Annotated in this window: 18 protein-coding genes and 1 other annotated feature; of the genes, 3 read left to right on the forward strand and 15 right to left on the reverse strand. The window is 48.1% G+C overall.

Annotation, left to right across the window (positions count from 1 at the left end; genetic code table 11):
- Positions 1-102: 102 nt before the first annotated feature.
- From ypeB to ABEA66_RS28780, 6 genes are all read right to left on the reverse strand, one after another.
- Positions 103-1,461 (reverse strand): germination protein YpeB, encoded by a 1,359-nt coding sequence (ypeB, locus tag ABEA66_RS28755; RefSeq protein ID WP_345593082.1) that lies wholly within the window; start codon positions 1,459-1,461, stop codon positions 103-105.
- A 123-nt stretch (positions 1,462-1,584) separates the two neighbouring features.
- Positions 1,585-1,746 (reverse strand): hypothetical protein, encoded by a 162-nt coding sequence (locus tag ABEA66_RS28760; protein WP_179136005.1) that lies wholly within the window; start codon positions 1,744-1,746, stop codon positions 1,585-1,587.
- Positions 1,747-1,797: 51 nt separating this feature from the next.
- Positions 1,798-2,490, reverse strand: a complete 693-nt coding sequence (gene prsW, locus ABEA66_RS28765) for a glutamic-type intramembrane protease PrsW (RefSeq protein WP_345593084.1) — start codon at positions 2,488-2,490, stop codon at positions 1,798-1,800.
- A gap of 27 nt (positions 2,491-2,517) precedes the next feature.
- Positions 2,518-3,762, reverse strand: coding sequence for a Glu/Leu/Phe/Val family dehydrogenase (locus ABEA66_RS28770; protein ID WP_079910712.1), 1,245 nt, complete (start codon positions 3,760-3,762; stop codon positions 2,518-2,520).
- Between the two features lie 277 nt (positions 3,763-4,039).
- Entirely contained in the window at positions 4,040-4,642 is a 603-nt protein-coding gene (locus tag ABEA66_RS28775; protein WP_079910713.1) for a genetic competence negative regulator, read from the reverse strand.
- Between the two features lie 199 nt (positions 4,643-4,841).
- Positions 4,842-5,177 carry a hypothetical protein gene (locus ABEA66_RS28780; protein ID WP_079910714.1) on the reverse strand — a complete coding sequence of 112 codons (336 nt, stop codon included), beginning with the start codon at positions 5,175-5,177 and terminating at the stop codon, positions 4,842-4,844.
- A gap of 104 nt (positions 5,178-5,281) precedes the next feature.
- Between ABEA66_RS28780 and ABEA66_RS28785 the strand changes: the two genes are divergently transcribed.
- Entirely contained in the window at positions 5,282-6,181 is a 900-nt protein-coding gene (locus ABEA66_RS28785; RefSeq protein ID WP_345593088.1) for a polysaccharide deacetylase family protein, read from the forward strand.
- A gap of 74 nt (positions 6,182-6,255) precedes the next feature.
- On the opposite strand, the gene ABEA66_RS28790 is transcribed toward ABEA66_RS28785, so the two are convergent.
- Both ABEA66_RS28790 and ABEA66_RS28795 read right to left on the reverse strand, forming a co-directional pair.
- Positions 6,256-6,471 carry a hypothetical protein gene (locus tag ABEA66_RS28790; RefSeq protein WP_144027856.1) on the reverse strand — a complete coding sequence of 72 codons (216 nt, stop codon included), beginning with the start codon at positions 6,469-6,471 and terminating at the stop codon, positions 6,256-6,258.
- The gene (locus ABEA66_RS28795; RefSeq protein WP_345593090.1) at positions 6,472-7,065 is read right to left on the reverse strand and encodes a CPBP family glutamic-type intramembrane protease; all 594 of its coding nucleotides are present in this window, start codon (positions 7,063-7,065) and stop codon (positions 6,472-6,474) included.
- A gap of 66 nt (positions 7,066-7,131) precedes the next feature.
- Between ABEA66_RS28795 and ABEA66_RS28800 the strand changes: the two genes are divergently transcribed.
- Positions 7,132-8,049 carry a hypothetical protein gene (locus ABEA66_RS28800; protein ID WP_345593092.1) on the forward strand — a complete coding sequence of 306 codons (918 nt, stop codon included), beginning with the start codon at positions 7,132-7,134 and terminating at the stop codon, positions 8,047-8,049.
- Positions 8,050-8,179: 130 nt separating this feature from the next.
- Here ABEA66_RS28800 and ABEA66_RS28805 read toward each other — a convergent pair whose 3' ends face one another.
- The gene (locus tag ABEA66_RS28805; RefSeq protein ID WP_345593094.1) at positions 8,180-8,506 is read right to left on the reverse strand and encodes a rhodanese-like domain-containing protein; all 327 of its coding nucleotides are present in this window, start codon (positions 8,504-8,506) and stop codon (positions 8,180-8,182) included.
- 267 nt (positions 8,507-8,773) lie between these two features.
- Positions 8,774-9,027, forward strand: a binding site (T-box leader).
- Positions 9,028-9,163: 136 nt separating this feature from the next.
- Between ABEA66_RS28805 and serA the strand changes: the two genes are divergently transcribed.
- A complete protein-coding gene (gene serA, locus ABEA66_RS28810) occupies positions 9,164-10,750 on the forward strand; it encodes a phosphoglycerate dehydrogenase (protein WP_345593096.1) in 1,587 nt (528 codons plus the stop codon).
- Positions 10,751-10,894: 144 nt separating this feature from the next.
- Here the strand turns inward: serA and ABEA66_RS28815 are convergent, their stop codons facing one another.
- The 6 genes from ABEA66_RS28815 to ABEA66_RS28840 all read right to left on the reverse strand — a co-directional run bounded on the left by ABEA66_RS28815 (position 10,895) and on the right by ABEA66_RS28840 (position 17,958).
- The gene (locus ABEA66_RS28815; protein ID WP_345593098.1) at positions 10,895-12,739 is read right to left on the reverse strand and encodes an ATP-binding protein; all 1,845 of its coding nucleotides are present in this window, start codon (positions 12,737-12,739) and stop codon (positions 10,895-10,897) included.
- Between the two features lies 1 nt (position 12,740).
- The gene (locus tag ABEA66_RS28820) at positions 12,741-13,457 is read right to left on the reverse strand and encodes a response regulator transcription factor (RefSeq protein ID WP_079910721.1); all 717 of its coding nucleotides are present in this window, start codon (positions 13,455-13,457) and stop codon (positions 12,741-12,743) included.
- Between the two features lie 36 nt (positions 13,458-13,493).
- Entirely contained in the window at positions 13,494-14,720 is a 1,227-nt protein-coding gene (gene ccsB / locus ABEA66_RS28825) for a c-type cytochrome biogenesis protein CcsB (RefSeq protein WP_345593101.1), read from the reverse strand.
- Entirely contained in the window at positions 14,720-16,402 is a 1,683-nt protein-coding gene (gene resB / locus ABEA66_RS28830) for a cytochrome c biogenesis protein ResB (RefSeq protein ID WP_345593103.1), read from the reverse strand. Before resB ends, ccsB begins: the two co-directional genes overlap by 1 nt.
- Before the next feature lie 213 nt (positions 16,403-16,615).
- Complete coding sequence (gene resA, locus ABEA66_RS28835) at positions 16,616-17,146, reverse strand: thiol-disulfide oxidoreductase ResA (protein WP_345593105.1); 531 nt, start codon at positions 17,144-17,146, stop codon at positions 16,616-16,618.
- A gap of 65 nt (positions 17,147-17,211) precedes the next feature.
- On the reverse strand, positions 17,212-17,958 hold the full coding sequence (locus ABEA66_RS28840; RefSeq protein ID WP_079910725.1) for a pseudouridine synthase: 747 nt from the start codon (positions 17,956-17,958) through the stop codon (positions 17,212-17,214).
- Between the last annotated feature and the right edge of the window lies 1 nt (position 17,959).

Below are 17,959 nucleotides of genomic sequence, written 5' to 3' on the forward strand. Positions count from 1 at the left end.
TTTTTATGCAATCCATTTATTACCTAATGCGATGAAGTTTCTTTACACAGAGGGACTTTTTCGACAATCTGAGAAGAAGCTCGGCGCTTCTTCCTCTTATGATTAAGATTGTGTTACCTGCTGCTCGTCCTTCCCAAGACGGTCAATTTTCTCTTCGGTTCCGGTCTCGCCATTGATATAGATCCGGTACACGCCGCCGTTAATTCGGCCTGTATATTCGTAGCACAGTACTTCTTCCTGAGCATCGTTGCGAATCAAGGCCTTCGCTTCTTTATCGACCTTCAAATTCGGGTTCAGCGATTTGCGCGCTTCTTCCGCCGTCAGCTTAGGCGCCTTATGCTCCCGGTCTTTATGATCGAATACGTAGTCGGTTGCCTGCAAGCCCAGGATTTCCCCGTTATCCAAAGCCACTTTGACCGATACTTTGTCCAGGTAGTTGATCACATCGTTTTTACGGCTTGCAAAAGTAATATTGGCGTTATTATTGTATTCGTCATAAGAAACAGCCGTCATATTCTTGTAATCGTGCGAGTCCAAAAACTCGGCGGCCGTGTCGCGGGCCTTGCGTACGTCCAGTTTTTTCTCGGTGACATCACGAGGCGCTGCAAACCACAGCAGCTGTCCGCCTTTTGTACTATAGTCCATATGGACCCCATCCGACGATTGATTGCGTGGAGCCGTTACGCTAAAGGAATGGAACTCCGTCCCCGCGCCATTCTCGACAACCTGCAGCACGGATGGATCCTGGAGATTCAGGAATTGGGCTGCCTTCCGTCTGATCTCTTCAGCGGTAGCATCATTGCCGGATAGCATCTTCATATCCCGCTTTTGGTAAATATTCATTACCGACGGGCTCCATTTGACGTCAGAGTATTCCGATACTTTTTTGTCCATGGTTTGGAAACCGTCAATGATCGCATTATCGAGCGGCTCCTTCTCCGTCGCCAAGGCGGTTTCGACATCCATCCAGCGGAGGTTGTTAGTCAATACCTTGGACTGCATATCCCTAAGGTTTGTGGAGATTTCAGAGGAATGCTGATACAAAGCGTTCAAGGTGCCCAGCTCTTCCTGGGTCAACGGCTGCTTGTTCAGGTCCCTTAACGCGGCCCTATAAGAGAAGTTAGCCATATTGGCCAAAAACTCCTCCGTTTTATTGAACGGCAGCAGGGTCAGCGGAAGCTGATTGATCTCGCTTTGAGCCTGGCTGGTGATGCGCCAAACATTGATTAATCCTTTCTTATAGCTGTCCTGGGACGCCGTATTCACCGCTAATGTATTCCCCAGCTCGCTATGCAGCTTGTTGACATGAAAGGATAAGTCGTGAAATGCTCTTTGGTATTGGTTCTCGGCTTTAATTAGGATCGAGTTTTTTTCCTGATGCTCCAAGTACCCCCATACACCGGCGCCAATCAAGGCAACAAGTAGAATCGGAAACATAACAATACTTAATCTGCTGTACATGTAAGTGGAATCTCCCTTCTTCAGCCAAACTTGGCTTTAGTTTTCGCTCAAGGAAGAAGTCTTATGCACAAAAAAAGAAGCTCGGAAAGGTGCTGCGACACACAGCTTCCAAAGCTTCTTTCATCAAAAATCATGAGTCTCAATATCAAAATCGTTAGCGTTGTTGCAGATGCACTGTTTGAACCCGGTATCGATCTTGCCCTTATCCTTTTTACCCCGCAGAATAAATCGTTCCCCGCAGTTTTTGCAGCGTATGGTTACCTTGACTCGTTCATTTACAGACATGCATACCCTCCGGTTTTATTAAAGTCGATACGTCAAGTATAGACAAACCGGTTAAATTTTAACCCTATCATCCGCTTGAACGACCCGGAGGGGGGAGGTTGCGTTAGCTCTCTCCACTTTGCGCAAGCTTCGAATCCATAGAAAGACCATGAGCGGGATCATAAACCAGATCCAGTAGGTTTTGGTCGTCGCAAGCACATAATCGAACACGCCGTGCCAAAAAATCGGAAACGCCAGAGAAAACGCCAAATGCCTTGCAGACCGATGGGGTACAAACTTCGCTTTCCCCAAATGATAGCCCATAATAACGCCGAACATCGCATGCCCCGATACTGGAAGCAGCGCTCGGAACAGAAGGCTGGATATGGACGAGGAATTCAGCAGCGCGTAAAATACGTTCTCCAGCGTTGCAAACCCAAGCGATGCGGCAACCGCGTAGACAATGCCATCATAGGGCTCATCAAAGGATGTATGCTTATAAATAATGAAATAGACAAGGAACCATTTCAGAAACTCTTCAATTCCAGCCGAAATGATAAAGCTGAACACGAACGGATTTTCACCGAGCGCATGAACAAATGCCCGCTGCAGTACCATGACCGGGAATACAAGGAGCACCCCGAACAAAAATACTTTCATCACCAGATGAATCGGCTCCGTATCGTAGCGATCCTTCAAATAAAAATATGCAAGTAGAGCGACACCGGGCGCTATCGCCGCCGCTAAGACTGAGAAGACGCTCATGTGTCCCCCTCCATTTCCTATCCAGAATCAGATCCACCCTCTGAACCGGGCGGCCTCTGCCATCTTGCGTACGCCAACCATATAGGCGGCCAAGCGCATATCAACATTTCTTGTAATATGAATATTATAGACATTTTCAAACCCTTTTTCCATCACTTCTTGCAGTCTGGCATGCACTTCCGCCTCTGTCCAGTAATATCCTTGGTTGTTTTGCACCCATTCAAAATAAGACACGACCACCCCGCCCGCACTTGCCAGCACGTCCGGTACGATCAGGATGCCTCTGTCCGTTAGTATCTTGGTCGCTTCCAGAGTCGTCGGTCCATTCGCTGCCTCCACAACGATGGAAGCCCGGATGCGGTCTGCATTCTCCGCTGTAATCTGATTCTCGATCGCCGCCGGTACAAGAATATCACATTCTTGCTCGAGCAGCTCTTTGTTCGTCAGCGTATTCTGGAACAATTTCGTTACCGTACCGAAGGAATCTCGGCGATCGAGCAAATAATCGATGTCAAGCCCATCTTTATTGTACAGTCCCCCATATACATCGGAGATTCCCACAACCTTGGCTCCCGCATCATGCAAAAATTTCGCCAGAAAGCTGCCCGCATTGCCGAAGCCTTGAATAACAACCTTGGCGTCCTTCAGCAAGATTCCTTTCTTTTTCAACGCAAGATCGATCATAATAGTTACACCCTTGGCTGTAGCCGTTTCCCGGCCTTGAGAGCCGCCGAGTACAATCGGCTTGCCTGTAATAAAATTCGGCGCATCAAACTCGCGAATGCGGCTGTATTCGTCCATCATCCACGCCATGATCTGGGAGTTGGTCATCACATCGGGGGCAGGAATATCTTTGGTCGGCCCGACAATCTGGCTGATGGCCCGCACATATCCGCGGCTTAGCTTTTCAAGCTCACGCATCGACATGTTCCTTGGATCGCAAATAATGCCTCCCTTGCCGCCTCCATAAGGAAGATCGACGATACCGCATTTTAAGCTCATCCAGATGGACAGCGCTTTGACTTCGTCCTCATTGACATCAGGATGGAAGCGAACGCCCCCCTTGGTAGGGCCAACAGCATCATTGTGCTGGGCACGGTAGCCGGTGAAGATCCGGATAGAGTCATCATCCATACGAATCGGAATTTTTACAGTTAATACCCTCATAGGCTCCCGGAGCAGCTCCACCATACTTTGGGAATAGCCGAGCTTGGTCAAAGCCTTTTCAATAATGATTTGGGTGGAATGAAGCACATTCAAATTCTCTGTCATCTAGAATCATCCTTTTGAAGTTGATTGGTCTAGTCCTGAACGGTTCATTCCCCTATTGTTGCACTATCGAAACACCCTCATGCACTCCCCATTTCTCCCAAAAAAGGGGAAAGAAAACGCCAAAATAACCCCCACCGAATGGAGCCTTGGCTTCGGTATTCATTCGAAGGACTCTGCGGGAAGCCCCGGAGTAACAAATTCAAAAAAAAGCATCCCCCAAAAACATCAAGTTTTTGTTGGACGCTTTTATCATCTAGGTCAAGCCGACTGTGACAGCTTATTTAAAGTGGGAACACAGCACCTTCACAGCGTCAGACGCTATAACCGTCTTGCCATACTCCTCGAGAACCGCACGCGTTACGGTAGCCACATCCCCAAACTCGGACAGAACAGCAATCACAGCCTGGTATCCGCTCTCATCCAGTTCATCGGCATTTAATTGCAGAAACCACTTGTTCTTATACGAAAACAGGATTCCACCGTCAGTAACCAACGGATTCAGCACTTTCGCCATGCGCAGTAAGTCTTCAAAATCATGAAACATATAGGAGATTTGGTCCGTTTGCTCCAGCGTGACTTCAAGCTCATACATTTCTTCGACTTCCTCGTCGTAGGACTCAACGGAATGTTGGAAATCGACCTTCCCGCGCGTAACGATAACGACCATACCTTGCGCCGGGAGCTGGAGCACCTCAACGGCAAGCGGTCCGGAAGGCTCGAAGCCTAGCTCGGAATAAGCCTGATCCATCATATCGCTGAACAACTCGTGCACTTTAGGAATTTCTCTCCACATGTCATCCTTTTGAATGCCTCGCTCCGTCAAGTCGTCGAATGTGAGGAAAATCCGTATCTTGTCCTGACTTAAACGCTCCATTTTCATACAGGATTCCTCCTTGCCGACGCATATATTATAGCTTATGAAGTAAGGTTAAAAAGGTGAGTAAGCATTTATAGCTTGTATTCAATTATATGACTATTATATCACAACATAACAAGAAATGTACGAATGTCCTGAAAAAAAGAAAAGACACGAGCACAGGTTCTGCTCATGTCTGGTACTTCCGGTCCATCTACAGACTTCATTGAGTCTGATATACTTCCTTTTGTTGATTCTCTGTCAGAATTTCATCGACTGCGGCTTTGATTTCGGCATCCTTATTAATAAGGGCTTCCACTCTGGCGAGGCCTTCATGGGTGGAACCCGCTTCCTTCTTAGCATGTATGGATTCCGATCCGGAGGCAGGCTGGTTTTTAACGTCCGAGTGATTTGAAGCGCCTGCTTTGTCCGCAAAGCCGCCGAGCGATTGGTTTTTGCTGCTAATTGCTGAAAAGAGCATGGATTTGCTTTTATTATTGAAATAAACAACAGCGGCAGCTCCAACCAATCCCCCAAGCAAGAATGATCCGAACTTCATGGCTATCCCTCCATCCGTTTGATTACATACGTATTGTCCGCTATGAAGAAGCGAAGCATGCATGATAAAATTAGGAAACCAACACAGAACAGGAGAAGTCAGACATGAACAAAAAGCTGCTTACAGGGCTTGCAGCCCTTCTTATTTTGACAGCAACAGCCTGCCAAAATGACGCAAAGCCTTCCGGTACCATCACAGGTGCGCAACCCAGCCCTTCCGTAGGGACGACGGAGCATTCCGAAAATACCCCAGCTCAAACAACCAAGCCGACGGATACCGCTCCCTCGCAGCCGCCTACGGTCCAATCTGCCGAAACTGCGCCATCGCCGAAGCCATCAGCCGCGCCGTCCACAGCGCCGAAGACAACCTACCGGTTAAATACGAAAAGCTATGATATCCAGCCCATCGATCCCTCAGTGACCGAGAAAAAAATGGTGCTGCTTACGTTCGACGACGGACCCAAGGATAAAGAAATGCTCGAATCGATGCTGAACACATTGGACAAGCACTATGCCAAGGCGATTTTTTTCGTCAATGGGTACCGCGTGAAGCAAAAGCCGGAGCTCCTCAAGCTGATTCATGAAAGGGGGCAAACGATTGGTAATCACTCCTGGGATCACATTGACTTGAAAAAAGAAAACGAAGAAAAGGTCAATCAGCAAATCGGAGACGTTCAGGCTATCGTAAAAGAAGCCATTGGGGAAGCGCCTCGCTTCTTCCGTCCTCCATTCGGTTCCGGCGGTGATATCGTCAAGGCCAAGGTAAAGGAGGAGCAAATGCTCTTTATGACCTGGTCCAACGGATCGAAGGACTGGGAGATGAGCACCAAAAACAACAATCCCGATCAAGTGGTCGCCAATGTGCTGGAGCAGCTTCGGCCCGGAAGCAACATCTTGATGCATGAGCTTCCTTGGACCGATAAGGCGCTGGATAAGCTCCTCACCGAGCTGGAGCAGAAGCAGTACGGCTTTATCGATCCGGCGACGATAGAAATCACGCCTTAACCCCGTTCTTCAGATCCGCGGGCAAAAAAAAGATCCGTTCCCCAGGACGGATTCAAGATATCTTCTATGGTTTGTTAGCTGTGTTTCTTCAGATAATCCCAGCCCCAGATCAAAAGTCCGATGACTAGCAAGATAAATAACCACAGCAAGGTCCGGTAAAAGACAGGGAGCCATCTTTCCTTTTCCGTAGGATGTATGGTGCTGCGCGGAGGAAGAAAGTGTTCCTCCTCCCATTCCTCTTCCGGGCCTTGTTTGTTTTGTGCGCTCATATCTTGTTGACTCAAATGCATTTAATCCTCTCTCCTGTAACGTATAATACATCCCATTATAAAATCGATGACGAAATGGGCTATGATAGGCGTCCATAAGGAACCCGTCTGAATATAAATCCAGCCCAGGCCATAGCTGATGCTGAATACCAGACCCGTCATAAGCCAATGCTGCAAATACCGGATATGAATGGCCGCGAATAATATACTTGTCCAATAAGGCCCCCATGAAGCTTGAACGGCGCCTCTGAATAAAAGCTCCTCACATAGGGCAACGAAAAGGGACATAAGGGTAATATGCCATAAAGGGCGGTTTTTGAACAGCAGCTCGTTAATTCCGCCGTCGTCTGTCACTTCGGGAGGCACCCATCTCGAAATTAGCAAGTCGACAATCAACACGGCTAAGGCGAAGACAACTCCCCAAACAGGGATCCAGATTCCATGCTTCCAAGAAAACATCTGAGACAAGGAAGGCTTCTGAAAAAACATAATAATGGCTCCAAGCAGCAGCACCAGCACTTGCGTCATGTATAAATTCATGATGAGAAACCGTTCGTCGATTTCATCGGCCTGGACGTGCCTGAACTTAAATTGTTTAAAATTAAATTTTTTCATGCAAATTATTCCTTTTTTCGACAGGATCACCTATACTATCAATAAAAAACATCAAGGAGCTTGAACATGGAGAAAAGGTTGACCCGTACAGATTACTTATTTGTCCTCATCTTCATTTTTATGCTCGTACTCGCTCTCGGCACTTTTTTCCTCGGAGTCAAATTGGGTCAGGAACGTTCCGCCGCAAAGTACGAAGGTCAGATCTCCCGGCAGCAGGATGCTGCCAAAGCGTATTCCGCTTATCATCAACAGTATCTGGTGTCTTTCTATCATACCATTTATCAACACTACAGGGAATTTCAAACGAGCTGGTTTGATAAATTAGACGTGCTTGAAGTCAACCGGAGCGCGGATGCCTCTTTATTGCTCAAGGATTTGTCCAAGCTGGCTAAAGACAAGTACGATGAAATCATCGACAAATCCATGCCGGAATCCTCGCCTCTTCTGCAGGAAGGACAGCAAAACTATGCCAAGAGCCTGAAGCTGTTTAGCGAAGCTTTGAGCAGCCTTCAATCCAGAGCCAATTCCATGCCGGCTGCGGAGCTGCTGAAGGATATGGACAGCAATGCATACTTGATCGAAGCGAAAAACTTTGCTTTGGCAGCGCAAAAGAACTATTACGATTCCATCGTCAAATGGCAGCAATCTGCATCCGCTTCCATTCAAACCGCCGATGCCGGAAAGCCGTTAACCATACAGGAGTGGAACTCACTCCCTCTTAATGTCAAGAATGATTACATATCCGGTGTTCTGGTAAATACCAAGCTGTATAAGCCGTTTACACCGCAGGATCTATCCATCCGAATCGACGAGATGATCGCAACGGGGCAAGCCGCGAAATACAATCTGACTCAGATTCAACCGGTTATTGAAGTGCTTCTGGCAACGGACGCCGTTCGCTCCGGAGATTTTACCCGTAACAAAAGCAGATGGTATCCGAACGAAACCCTGCCGCAAATCCCCTTCTTTACCGGACAAAATTGAGGTAACCCTACAAGGTGGTGCCGCGGCTTCGAAGCACATTGAAGTGCTTTACGGGAAGCCAGAAATTAAAAGGCCGTTTCATTGCAGACCCGCGGGTTTGCATTTTGAAACGGCTTTTTTTGTCAAATCATTAATCGTATTGGAAGCCTCGAAGCATGGCTACGGCTGCCATGCCTCCTTCCACATTCACGACATTGTCATACCCTTGCTGCTTCAAGTAATAGCACACGTTGGCGCTCCTCACACCGTGAGCACACACGATATAGAGCTTACGATCCGTGGGAAGCTCCGATAAACGGGCAGGTATAGTGTTCATAGGAATCAGCTTCGCCTCGTCCAGATGGTAATATTCCCATTCCATAGGCTCTCTTACATCAATGATAATGGAATCTCCCATCTCCTCTTGGTTCAACTTTTCCACGAATGCTTTCGGATCTATCATTTCAAAAGGTTCCATTTAGCCCATCTCCTTCTCTTGATTGCCTCGTAAAGAACAATAACGAAAAATTCACAATTGATCAAGTAAAAACCATTGCAATCCGTACGAAATTGCCATAAAATATGGTTTGTAGCTAGTGAAAGGCGAACAATAATCGCCATTCAAGCACAAAGCGTACGTAGATATCGTCCCCTAGCAGGCTTGTCAAATTAGGTCGGACAACCTATTCGACACCTATTGACACGAATTACAGGGTCATGGTACGCTAATGAAAATTCATTTTAACAATCGACTTTGACGGAGACAGTATAATCCGGTAATGCGCAGAGAGCCGATGGTTGGTGCGAGTCGGACATTATCCTTTATACGGAGCACTCCAGAGTTGCTGTATTGAAATGCTACCGCTTCGTGTGAACGGGCAAAGTAGGTGCAGCCGGGTAGGAACCGTTACCTTTCTGAGTCTTATGACTCGCGAGGCTGCTCGTGTGAACGCGCAGCGAATTAGGGTGGTACCACGAAAGTAACTCTTCGTCCCTTATATACGGGCAATCGTATGGGGATGAGGAGTTTTTTTATGCTCATTTACAAGGTGATATGGCTCGAGGTGCAGCCCACCCTCCCTATCGTCCGTCATTTGAGCTGTTAGACATTATACTATATTTGGAGGTCTGAACAATGTTTAAAGTGTTAGTAATGGATGGCATTAGTGACATGGGAATTCAAATGCTGTATGACGCAGAGGATGTTACCGTTGAGAAGAAAAACGGTTTGTCCGAAGACGAGCTGATCGCCATTATCGCCGATTATGACGCTTTGATGGTACGCAGCCAGACGAAAGTAACCGAGAAAATCATGAATGCCGCTGCTAAATTAAAAGTTGTAGGCCGCGCAGGCGTTGGCGTTGACAATATCGATTTGGAAGCTGCAACCAAACGCGGTATCGTGGTTATCAATGCTCCGGACGGAAATACCATCGCCACTTGTGAATTGACCTTCGCCATGATGATGTCGGTCGCGCGCTCCATTCCTCAAGCTTACAAAAAAACAGTCGGCGGCGAATGGGACCGCAAAACCTTCGTCGGCGTAGAGCTGCGCAACAAAACCTTGGGTATCCTGGGTATGGGACGCATCGGCAGCGAGGTTGCGAAGCGCGCTAAAGTATTCGGCATGAATGTTATCGGATATGACCCGTTCCTGACAGAAGAACGCGCTGAGAAAATCGGTGTCAAATTAGGTACGGTTAACGAGATCGCCGCACAAGCCGACTTCATTACCGTTCATACGCCATTGACTAACGAAACCCGCCATATGATCTCCCGCCCGCAGTTCGAGCTGATGAAAAAAGGCGTACGCATCATTAACTGCGCGCGCGGCGGCATTATTGATGAAATGGCTTTGGTTGAAGCTATCGAATCGGGTATTGTAGCAGGTGCTGCATTTGACGTATTCGAACAAGAGCCGCCAAAACCGGATCATCCATTCCTGAACAACCCTAAAATTATCGTGACTCCTCACTTGGGAGCTTCCACTGTAGAAGCACAAGAGAACGTAGCGATTGACGTTTCCGAGGAAGTCCTTCATATTCTGCGCGACCAGCCGTTTAAAAATGCCGTTAACATGCCTCCTGTTCCTCCGACTGTGTTGAATAAGCTTCAGCCTTACTTCAACCTAGGCGAACAGCTCGGACAATTCGCAGGACAATTGACCGAAGGCGCCGTCAACGAAATCGTAGTGAACTATTCCGGCGATTTGAGCGATGTGGATCCTACTCCGCTTACCCGCTACATCGTCAAAGGCATTTTGGCTAATCAGCTGGAAGGCGTAAATATCGTAAATGCGATGCATTTGGCAAAAACTCGTGACGTCAACATCGTGACTCAAAAATCGACGGCATCCAAAACGTTCACGAACTTGGTATCCGTTACTTTAAAAACGAAAAATGAAGAGCGCACATTGGCTGGAACCCTGCTTGCAGGCTACGGCGAACGTATCGTGCAAATCGATCAATATCCTGTTGATATTGCCCCTCACGGTCATCTGCTGCTGATCTCCCATAATGATAAACCGGGCATCATCGGTAAAGTGGGAACCTTGCTTGGCAGCAACGACGTGAACATCGCCTCGATGCAAGTGGGACGTAAAGTATTCGGCGGCTCCGCGATCATGGTTCTGACTACGGACAAAGCAGCTCCTGCAGACGTACTGGAACAGCTTGCACAGCTTCCGGAAATCGAGAAAGTAGCCGACCTTACTCTGCAATAATTTCACTTTGTTTCACGGACAACAAGATTTACTTCCTGCATTCAACAAAAAGAAAGAGCTTCCGATAATTTCTGTCGGAAGCTCTCTTTCTTCTTGTCGATATGTGATGCAGATCCGTGTAGAATCGTCCGATATCCTGCTTACCTACCTAGGATCGCATGGAAGAATAACCGAAAAGGTCGTCCCTTGCCCTACCGTACTCTTTACTTGCACGGTACCCTTATGGGCTTCCACAATGCTCTTCACAATGGAAAGGCCAAGTCCGGTGCCTCCGCTCGTTCCCCGCGTACGGGCTTTATCCGCTTTATAAAACCGCTCAAATATATAAGGCAAGTCTCCAGCAGGAATCCCTTGTCCCTGGTCCGAAATCTCGAGCAAGATGGCATCCTTGCCCTCATAGGTATGCTTTGCGGCACGCAATTGGATTTGCGCTTGCGGAGGAGTATGGCGTATCGCATTATCGAGTAGATTGGTCATGACCTGCTCCAATCGATCTTCATCCGCATGGGCCAGCAGCAATTCCTCCTCGGGAAGATCCACCGTCATCGTGATGCCCCGCTCCTTGGACAGTACGGCGAATTTCCGGTGCATCCGCCTCATGAAATGAAGGATATCCACTTCACGGAAATTCATCTCCATATTGCCGGTTTCCATCTTGGCCAGATCCAGAAGATCGCGTACCAGCCTGCCCATGCGAAGGGACTCGTCATGGATGACTTGGGCCAATTCTTTCCGTTCCTCCGGTGATGAAGCGATATCATCCACAAGGGCTTCGCTGTATCCTTGAAGCATAGATAACGGCGTCCGAAGCTCGTGGGAAACATTGGCTACGAAATCCTTCCTCAGCTTATCCAGCCCGAACTCTTCCGTTACGTCCCTCATAACGGCAACGACTCCGCGGACGACATCGCGCGAATATAACGGAGCCATTACAACCGACCAGACTTCATTACGAACATGAAGCTTGGATGTGATCTCGGCGGCTCCGTTGATGACTTCTTCGAATAACGGTCGAACGGGCGGCGGAATCATATCGATATGCAAGCTTTGATCCCCTTCAGGATCCTTCTCCTGACCAAAGTCGGTCCATTGAAGCTGCCCCCAATCGCGAACGATTTTATAGCCTTGGGGATTCGTAAGGATCACTTGACCGTCTGCATCAAAAGTAATAACGGCGTCCGCCATGCTTCGCAGCACGCTGGACAGATGCTCCTTCTCATGATTCAGCGCCTTGATCGTATCCGACAGCTCTTCTCCCATCCGGTTGAACGTTTTGGACAGCTCGCCGATCTCATCATCCGAGGAAATCGGTACCCGAGTACCGTATTCTCCATGCGAGATTAAATCCGCGGCTTTTTTCAGCTGCTGCAGCGGCTGCGTAATTTTGGTCAACAGGAAGAAGGCGAAGAACGTTGTCATGAGGAACCCAGCGAGCGATACGTACGCAAATAAACGCATGACATAGGCTTGAGTCTCCTCTACCGACTGGGTCGATTGATACAGCACTGCCGCACCGATAATGGTTTGCTGGGACGCATCCTTCAAGGGGACGGCTACAGCGGAATACAAATTATTGGCTCGCTGTTTGCCCCCCGCCTTTCCGATAACCTTATTATCGATGATCTGACCTGCAAATACCTTCTGCATGTCCTGCTTGCTGAAGAAATCGTCATAATGAAGATCCCCCAGACTGCCAGGCTCAAAATAACCGGATTGGTTAAACTGTTTGTCTAGAATAAACACGGTCGCTTCCTGAGCGCTCAGCAAATCGTTGACCATCGTAATATAGTGATTGTCCTCGCTATGAAGGGAAATGCCCTCTGCAACCTTCGAGCCCAATTTATGCAGGCTTTCAATCTGATCCTGCGACTTGGGGAATGAGGTCTGTATATATTGAAACAGGAACAGGCCTAATACCATCAAGATAACAGCAACCAGCCCGATAATAGTCAGCCAGAGCTTTCCGACAATACTTTTTAAAATAAACACCTTATTTAGGCACCTCAAGCTTATAGCCGACGCCCCAAACCGTCGTGATCATGGCGGCAGCATCCGGCGATACTTTATTCAGCTTCTCCCGCAGTCTTTTGACATGGGTGTCCACGGTTCTAAGATCACCGAAAAATTCGTAGTTCCATACGTCCTTCAACAGCTCTTCTCTAGAAAATACTTTGTCCGGCGAGACCGCCAGGTAATGCAATAGCTCGTACTCCTTAGGTGTCAACGCCACCTCTTGTCCTCCGGCCGTAACACGGTGTGCATCATGCTCAATGACCAGATTCGGGAACACGATGTTATTGCTCGTGTTAACATCTTTGGACAAGTACGCTGTAACCGAGGAACGGCGCAATATCGCTTTGACCCGATAGATCACTTCACGAGGGCTGAATGGCTTCACGACATAATCGTCCGCTCCCATTTCGAAGCCCTGCACACGATTGGTCTCCTCACCCTTGGCTGTCAGCATGATGACCGGAGTGGATTTCACCTGACGCAATCTCGAGCATACCTCGTTGCCATCTATACCTGGAAGCATAATATCGAGCAATATTAAATCATAGTCGTTCTCAACCGCCTTCTTCAAGGCCGTTTCTCCATCCTCCGCTTCCTCGATAGAAAAGTTCTCCTTCTCCAAGTACATCCGCAGCAACCGGCGAATGCGCTCTTCATCATCGACAACCAATATGTTCATCTTTCTTTCTGTCATGAACCTTCATCCCTTTCCTGTTCCATTATCCCTGCATTATACACCCGCGTAAGAGTGCAATCCCGCAATGACCAGGTTAACACCGATCAACGTAAACATAACGACGATAAATCCGATAACAGCCAGCCAAGCGGATCTTTTACCCTGCCAGCCTCTGGACAGACGAAAATGCAAGTATGCCGCATAGTAGAGCCATGTAATAAGTGCCCACACCTCTTTGGGGTCCCAGCCCCAGAACCGCCCCCAGGCCTCCGCGGCCCATATCATGGCAAAAATAAGTGCGCCTAAGGTGAAGATAGGATAGCCGATCGCAATGGCGCGATAGCTGATTTCATCAATATCTTCAGGGTCAATTTCCTTCATCAACGGACTGATTGCCGCCGACAAAGGCTTTCTTGCGATCAAACGGAGCACCGCATAAAGAATGAGGCCGCCGAGGAATGACCAGATCACGGTATTCAGCTTTCTCGCCGCTCCGCTGCCCTTAAACCATCCCGGGGCTTCAAATAAAGGCTCGGTCAATCCAATAAACGGTTTCATCTCGAGCACTTGAGAATCCTTAGGCATAACAATCGGAGGCAGTACGTACTCCGTCGTTTGCTGTACGGCTCCTTCTGCTGCCGGCATCGCGAATTTGGCGCTGTAGCCTGCGGCATTGAAGCTAAAGATCATAACTACGAACGCTACGATGGTTACCAGGAAGAACATCGTGATCTCGACGCCGACTCTCTCCTTCTTGCCGGCTTGATCGCTGCTGTTGAAATTGATGGTTCGAAGCAAGTACATCAATCCGGCGGCGAAGCCTACTGCAAAGAACGCCTCACCGGCAGCTGCCGTGGTCACGTGAATTTTCAACCAGTAGCTCTGCAAGGCCGGGATCAGCGGTTGCACCTCTTTTGGAAATACCGATGCATACCCAATGATAATGATGCCTACCGGCAATGCAAACACTCCAAGCACCTGCGAACGATAAATGAAGTACACGATAATAAACGCCAGCATGATCATCATCGCAAGGAAGGTCATAAATTCAAACATGTTGCTTGTCGGTATATGACCTGCTTCCGCCCAGCGCTTGAAGAAGAAGCCCAGATGACAGAGGAATCCAATAATGGATAAGATAATCCCTGCATTCCCCCACTTCTCGCTTTTGGCCTCCGCATCCTGCCGGTTTAGCTTCTTGCCCGTAATGCCAATTACAAATACTAAAAATGCTGCGCTGTACACAATGAAAGCAAGCAATAACAAAGAACTGCTGTCCACTACTTCAACACCCCTGCCTCTAATGTCTTGGGATCTACCTGAATCCCGGTTTTATGAAGAATGTGCGCCACTTCTTTTCGAATGCCGAACCAGTTTTTGTTGGTGTGCGCACCTAACGACAGCTGCCCGTCGTCAATTCTTACCCAGACACGGCGGTGGTGCCAATAAAAGCCCATTACCAGGCCGATCATGGATATGGCTGCGCCTACCCATATGAAAGGAAGCGCTCGGTCCACGCGGATATTCAAGTAGCTTGTATAGGAAGAGAATTGTACATCTGACATCGAATTGACGGAGAGGTCCAACTTCTTGGCAATCTCCCCGTTAATCTGATCTTGTGCAAATGCTTCTTTATCCACTTGTCTCGGGAAATAGATAAACGGCTGGCCCTCCGGAGATAGTCCAGGCCCGGTTATGTAAAAGATAAACGCGGGAGCCTTTGCTACATTGGACTTCGTCATTGGAGTCCCTTTGTCGTCCAGGCCGAATTCAGGGAAATAGCCCTTCAGCTTGAACTGGTACGGACCGACTTTGTATTCGTCTTCCGGCCGGGTCATTGATAATTCCATGCTGCCGTATACTTCTCCTGTCTGTTTATCTTTCAGTGAAGGCTTCACGGAAATTAAGAGCGGATCTTCCTTGTAGTCGTACTGGTATGCCAGCAGGCCTTTATAATTAAGCGGCTTGTTGACGATGATATCCTGACGATGAACTTCCTCTAGGGTTGGTTCCTTGAGCGGGTCATCACAGTTAGCCGTACATTTGTAGAGAACGGCCTTGGTCTCGTAGATTTTGGCGACGGCTTGCTGCTTGGCCCGGAAATCGGCGGACATCTCGTCTTCCGAGTAATAGTCTACGGTAAATTTCTCGTTTTTCAGATAGTAGGAAGTAGAAGGGATTTTTATAGGAGTTCCTTCCGGAAAAGCAACGTACTGGTCCATATTCCATCCTGGAAGACTGCGCATAAGGACGGCCATTAAAAAAATGATCAGCCCGATATGATTAATGTATGGTCCCCATCGGCTGAATCGGTTCTTCTCCGCAAGGAGCGCTGTACCGTCCGTATGAACTCGGTAGCGCTTCTTCTTGAGAAGCTGGGCCGTTTGTTCAATCCACGCCCTTGACTGTTGTTCTATATCGGCTTTCTCCGTGCTTTGCGTAATAGGACCGCTGTAAGATACTTTTTGCCGCAAAATAAAGTTGATATGCTTGCGAATTTGCTGCTTGCTGAGCGCCCGGTACAGCGGTAGGACACGGTCCAGACTGCAGACCACAAGCGAAGTGCCTAGCATAAAAAGAAGTGTAATAAACCACCATGATTCGTATGTACGTGATAAGCCAAGCTTGTAATAGATATCCCCAATAATTCCGTACGTTTCCTTGTAATAGGTCGACGGGTCGAAATTAATGAAGTTGCTTTCTTGCGTAAAGATGGTACCCAGGGCGGCCCCCAACAGTGTGATAATGATAATATAGATGGCGATTTTCACGGAAGAGAAAAAATTCCACACCTTGTCAAGCAAACCCGGATTGGCCTTCTGCGAACGTCTTGCGACACCGTCATAACGCATTTCAAGCGGTTCTGTACCATCATCGTCAAACAGCGGCTTGCCGCAAGACTCGCACAGCACGGTTCCGACCAAATTTTGATGACCGCATTCGCATTTTGTATTCTGAATCATGATGTTCCTCCTGAGAGCTTCATGGAAAGCTTGCTTCTTGTGCCAAAGCCGATGATTCGTTGGAACATCCGCCTTGCCAGACTAACTGGATTCATTGAGAATCGATATCCGTCTACGTTACTGCGCTCATACAGCATTACGTAAAGGGAGTATCGGAAGGATAGCACGCCTTTACGTAATGAAATCACTGCTATGAGCATCACCGCTGGATGATTATTTACCGGGAGCTGCTATGGAAGCGAAAGTCTGCTCAATATAAGCTTCGTCCATTTCGCCGATTTTAATCTTCGCAATCTTGCCGTCCGGAGAAATAAAAAAGGTAGTAGGGTACTGCATAACGCCGTACCGCTTACGAGTCTCTTCGTTGTCGTCCAGCAGAATGGGGAAATTAATTTTGTACTGATCAATAAAGCTCTGAACCGTAACCTTGCTCTCCCCCAGATTTAATCCGAGTATTGCCGTCGTATCCTTGTTCATCTTATCGTAATGATGCTGAATGGCCGGCATTTCGTTCTTACAAGGCGGGCAGAACGTACCCCAGAAATTAACCATAACGGACTTTCCCTTATAATCGGACAGCTTATGCTGCTTGCCGTCCAGGCCTACAAGCGTAAAGTCGGGTGCTTTGGAGCCTTCGACCGGCTTTTTATCCGTAGCATACAAATTGTTGAACATCGTAAGCGCACCGATAACAATCACCGCGGCAAATATCACCATCTGAACCCAACGTTTATGTTTTCCCATTATTTTACACCCCAAACCATCTCGGTCGATTCTATCCCCATTATATCGAAATTTGGCGTCAGCGATTATTTGCCTTTTTGAATTTTATGTGTCTTGAGAGCGCTATCGATCAGTTCTTTCACTTCCTGCGGTTTTAAAAGCCGGAATTTGCCTCTGGGTACCCCGAGCAAAGGTATAGGACCGAATTGAACACGCTTCAGCTTAATAACCGGAAACTGGATCGCATCAAACATACGCCGAACCTGACGATTTCTTCCTTCGTAAATGGTCATGGAGATTATAGTTTCATTTTTTTCCGGATTGACATCGTAATATTCAACCTCCGCAGGAGCTGTCATTCCGTCCTCAAGCTGAATCCCTTCGCGGAGCTTGTCCAGAAGTGAACCGTGCGGCACCCCTTTGACGGTTGCATGATATGTACGTGGAACATGATGCTTCGGATGCGTTAGCAGATTGGCGAAATCGCCGTCGTTTGTCAACAGAAGCAAGCCTTCGGTGTCGTAGTCCAGCCGGCCTACGGGGTAGATTCGTTCCTTAATTTCTTTCATGAAATCCGTAACGATTTTGCGGCCGCCGGGGTCGGAAGCGCTAGTAATGACGCCCTTCGGCTTGTTGAACAGGACGTAAACCTTCTTTTGCTGTCGAATAGCCCGTCCATCTACGTGAATCACATCCTTTTGGGGATCAACCTTTACCCCTAAAGTTGTGATTACCTTATCGTTCACCTGCACGCGGCCTGCAGTGATCAATTCCTCACATTTTCTCCGGGAGGCCACTCCCGCTTCTGCCAATACTTTTTGTAATCGTTCCATT

It is taken from the genome of Paenibacillus vulneris (assembly GCF_039543185.1).
Taxonomy (GTDB): Bacteria; Bacillota; Bacilli; order Paenibacillales; family NBRC-103111; genus Paenibacillus_S; species Paenibacillus_S vulneris.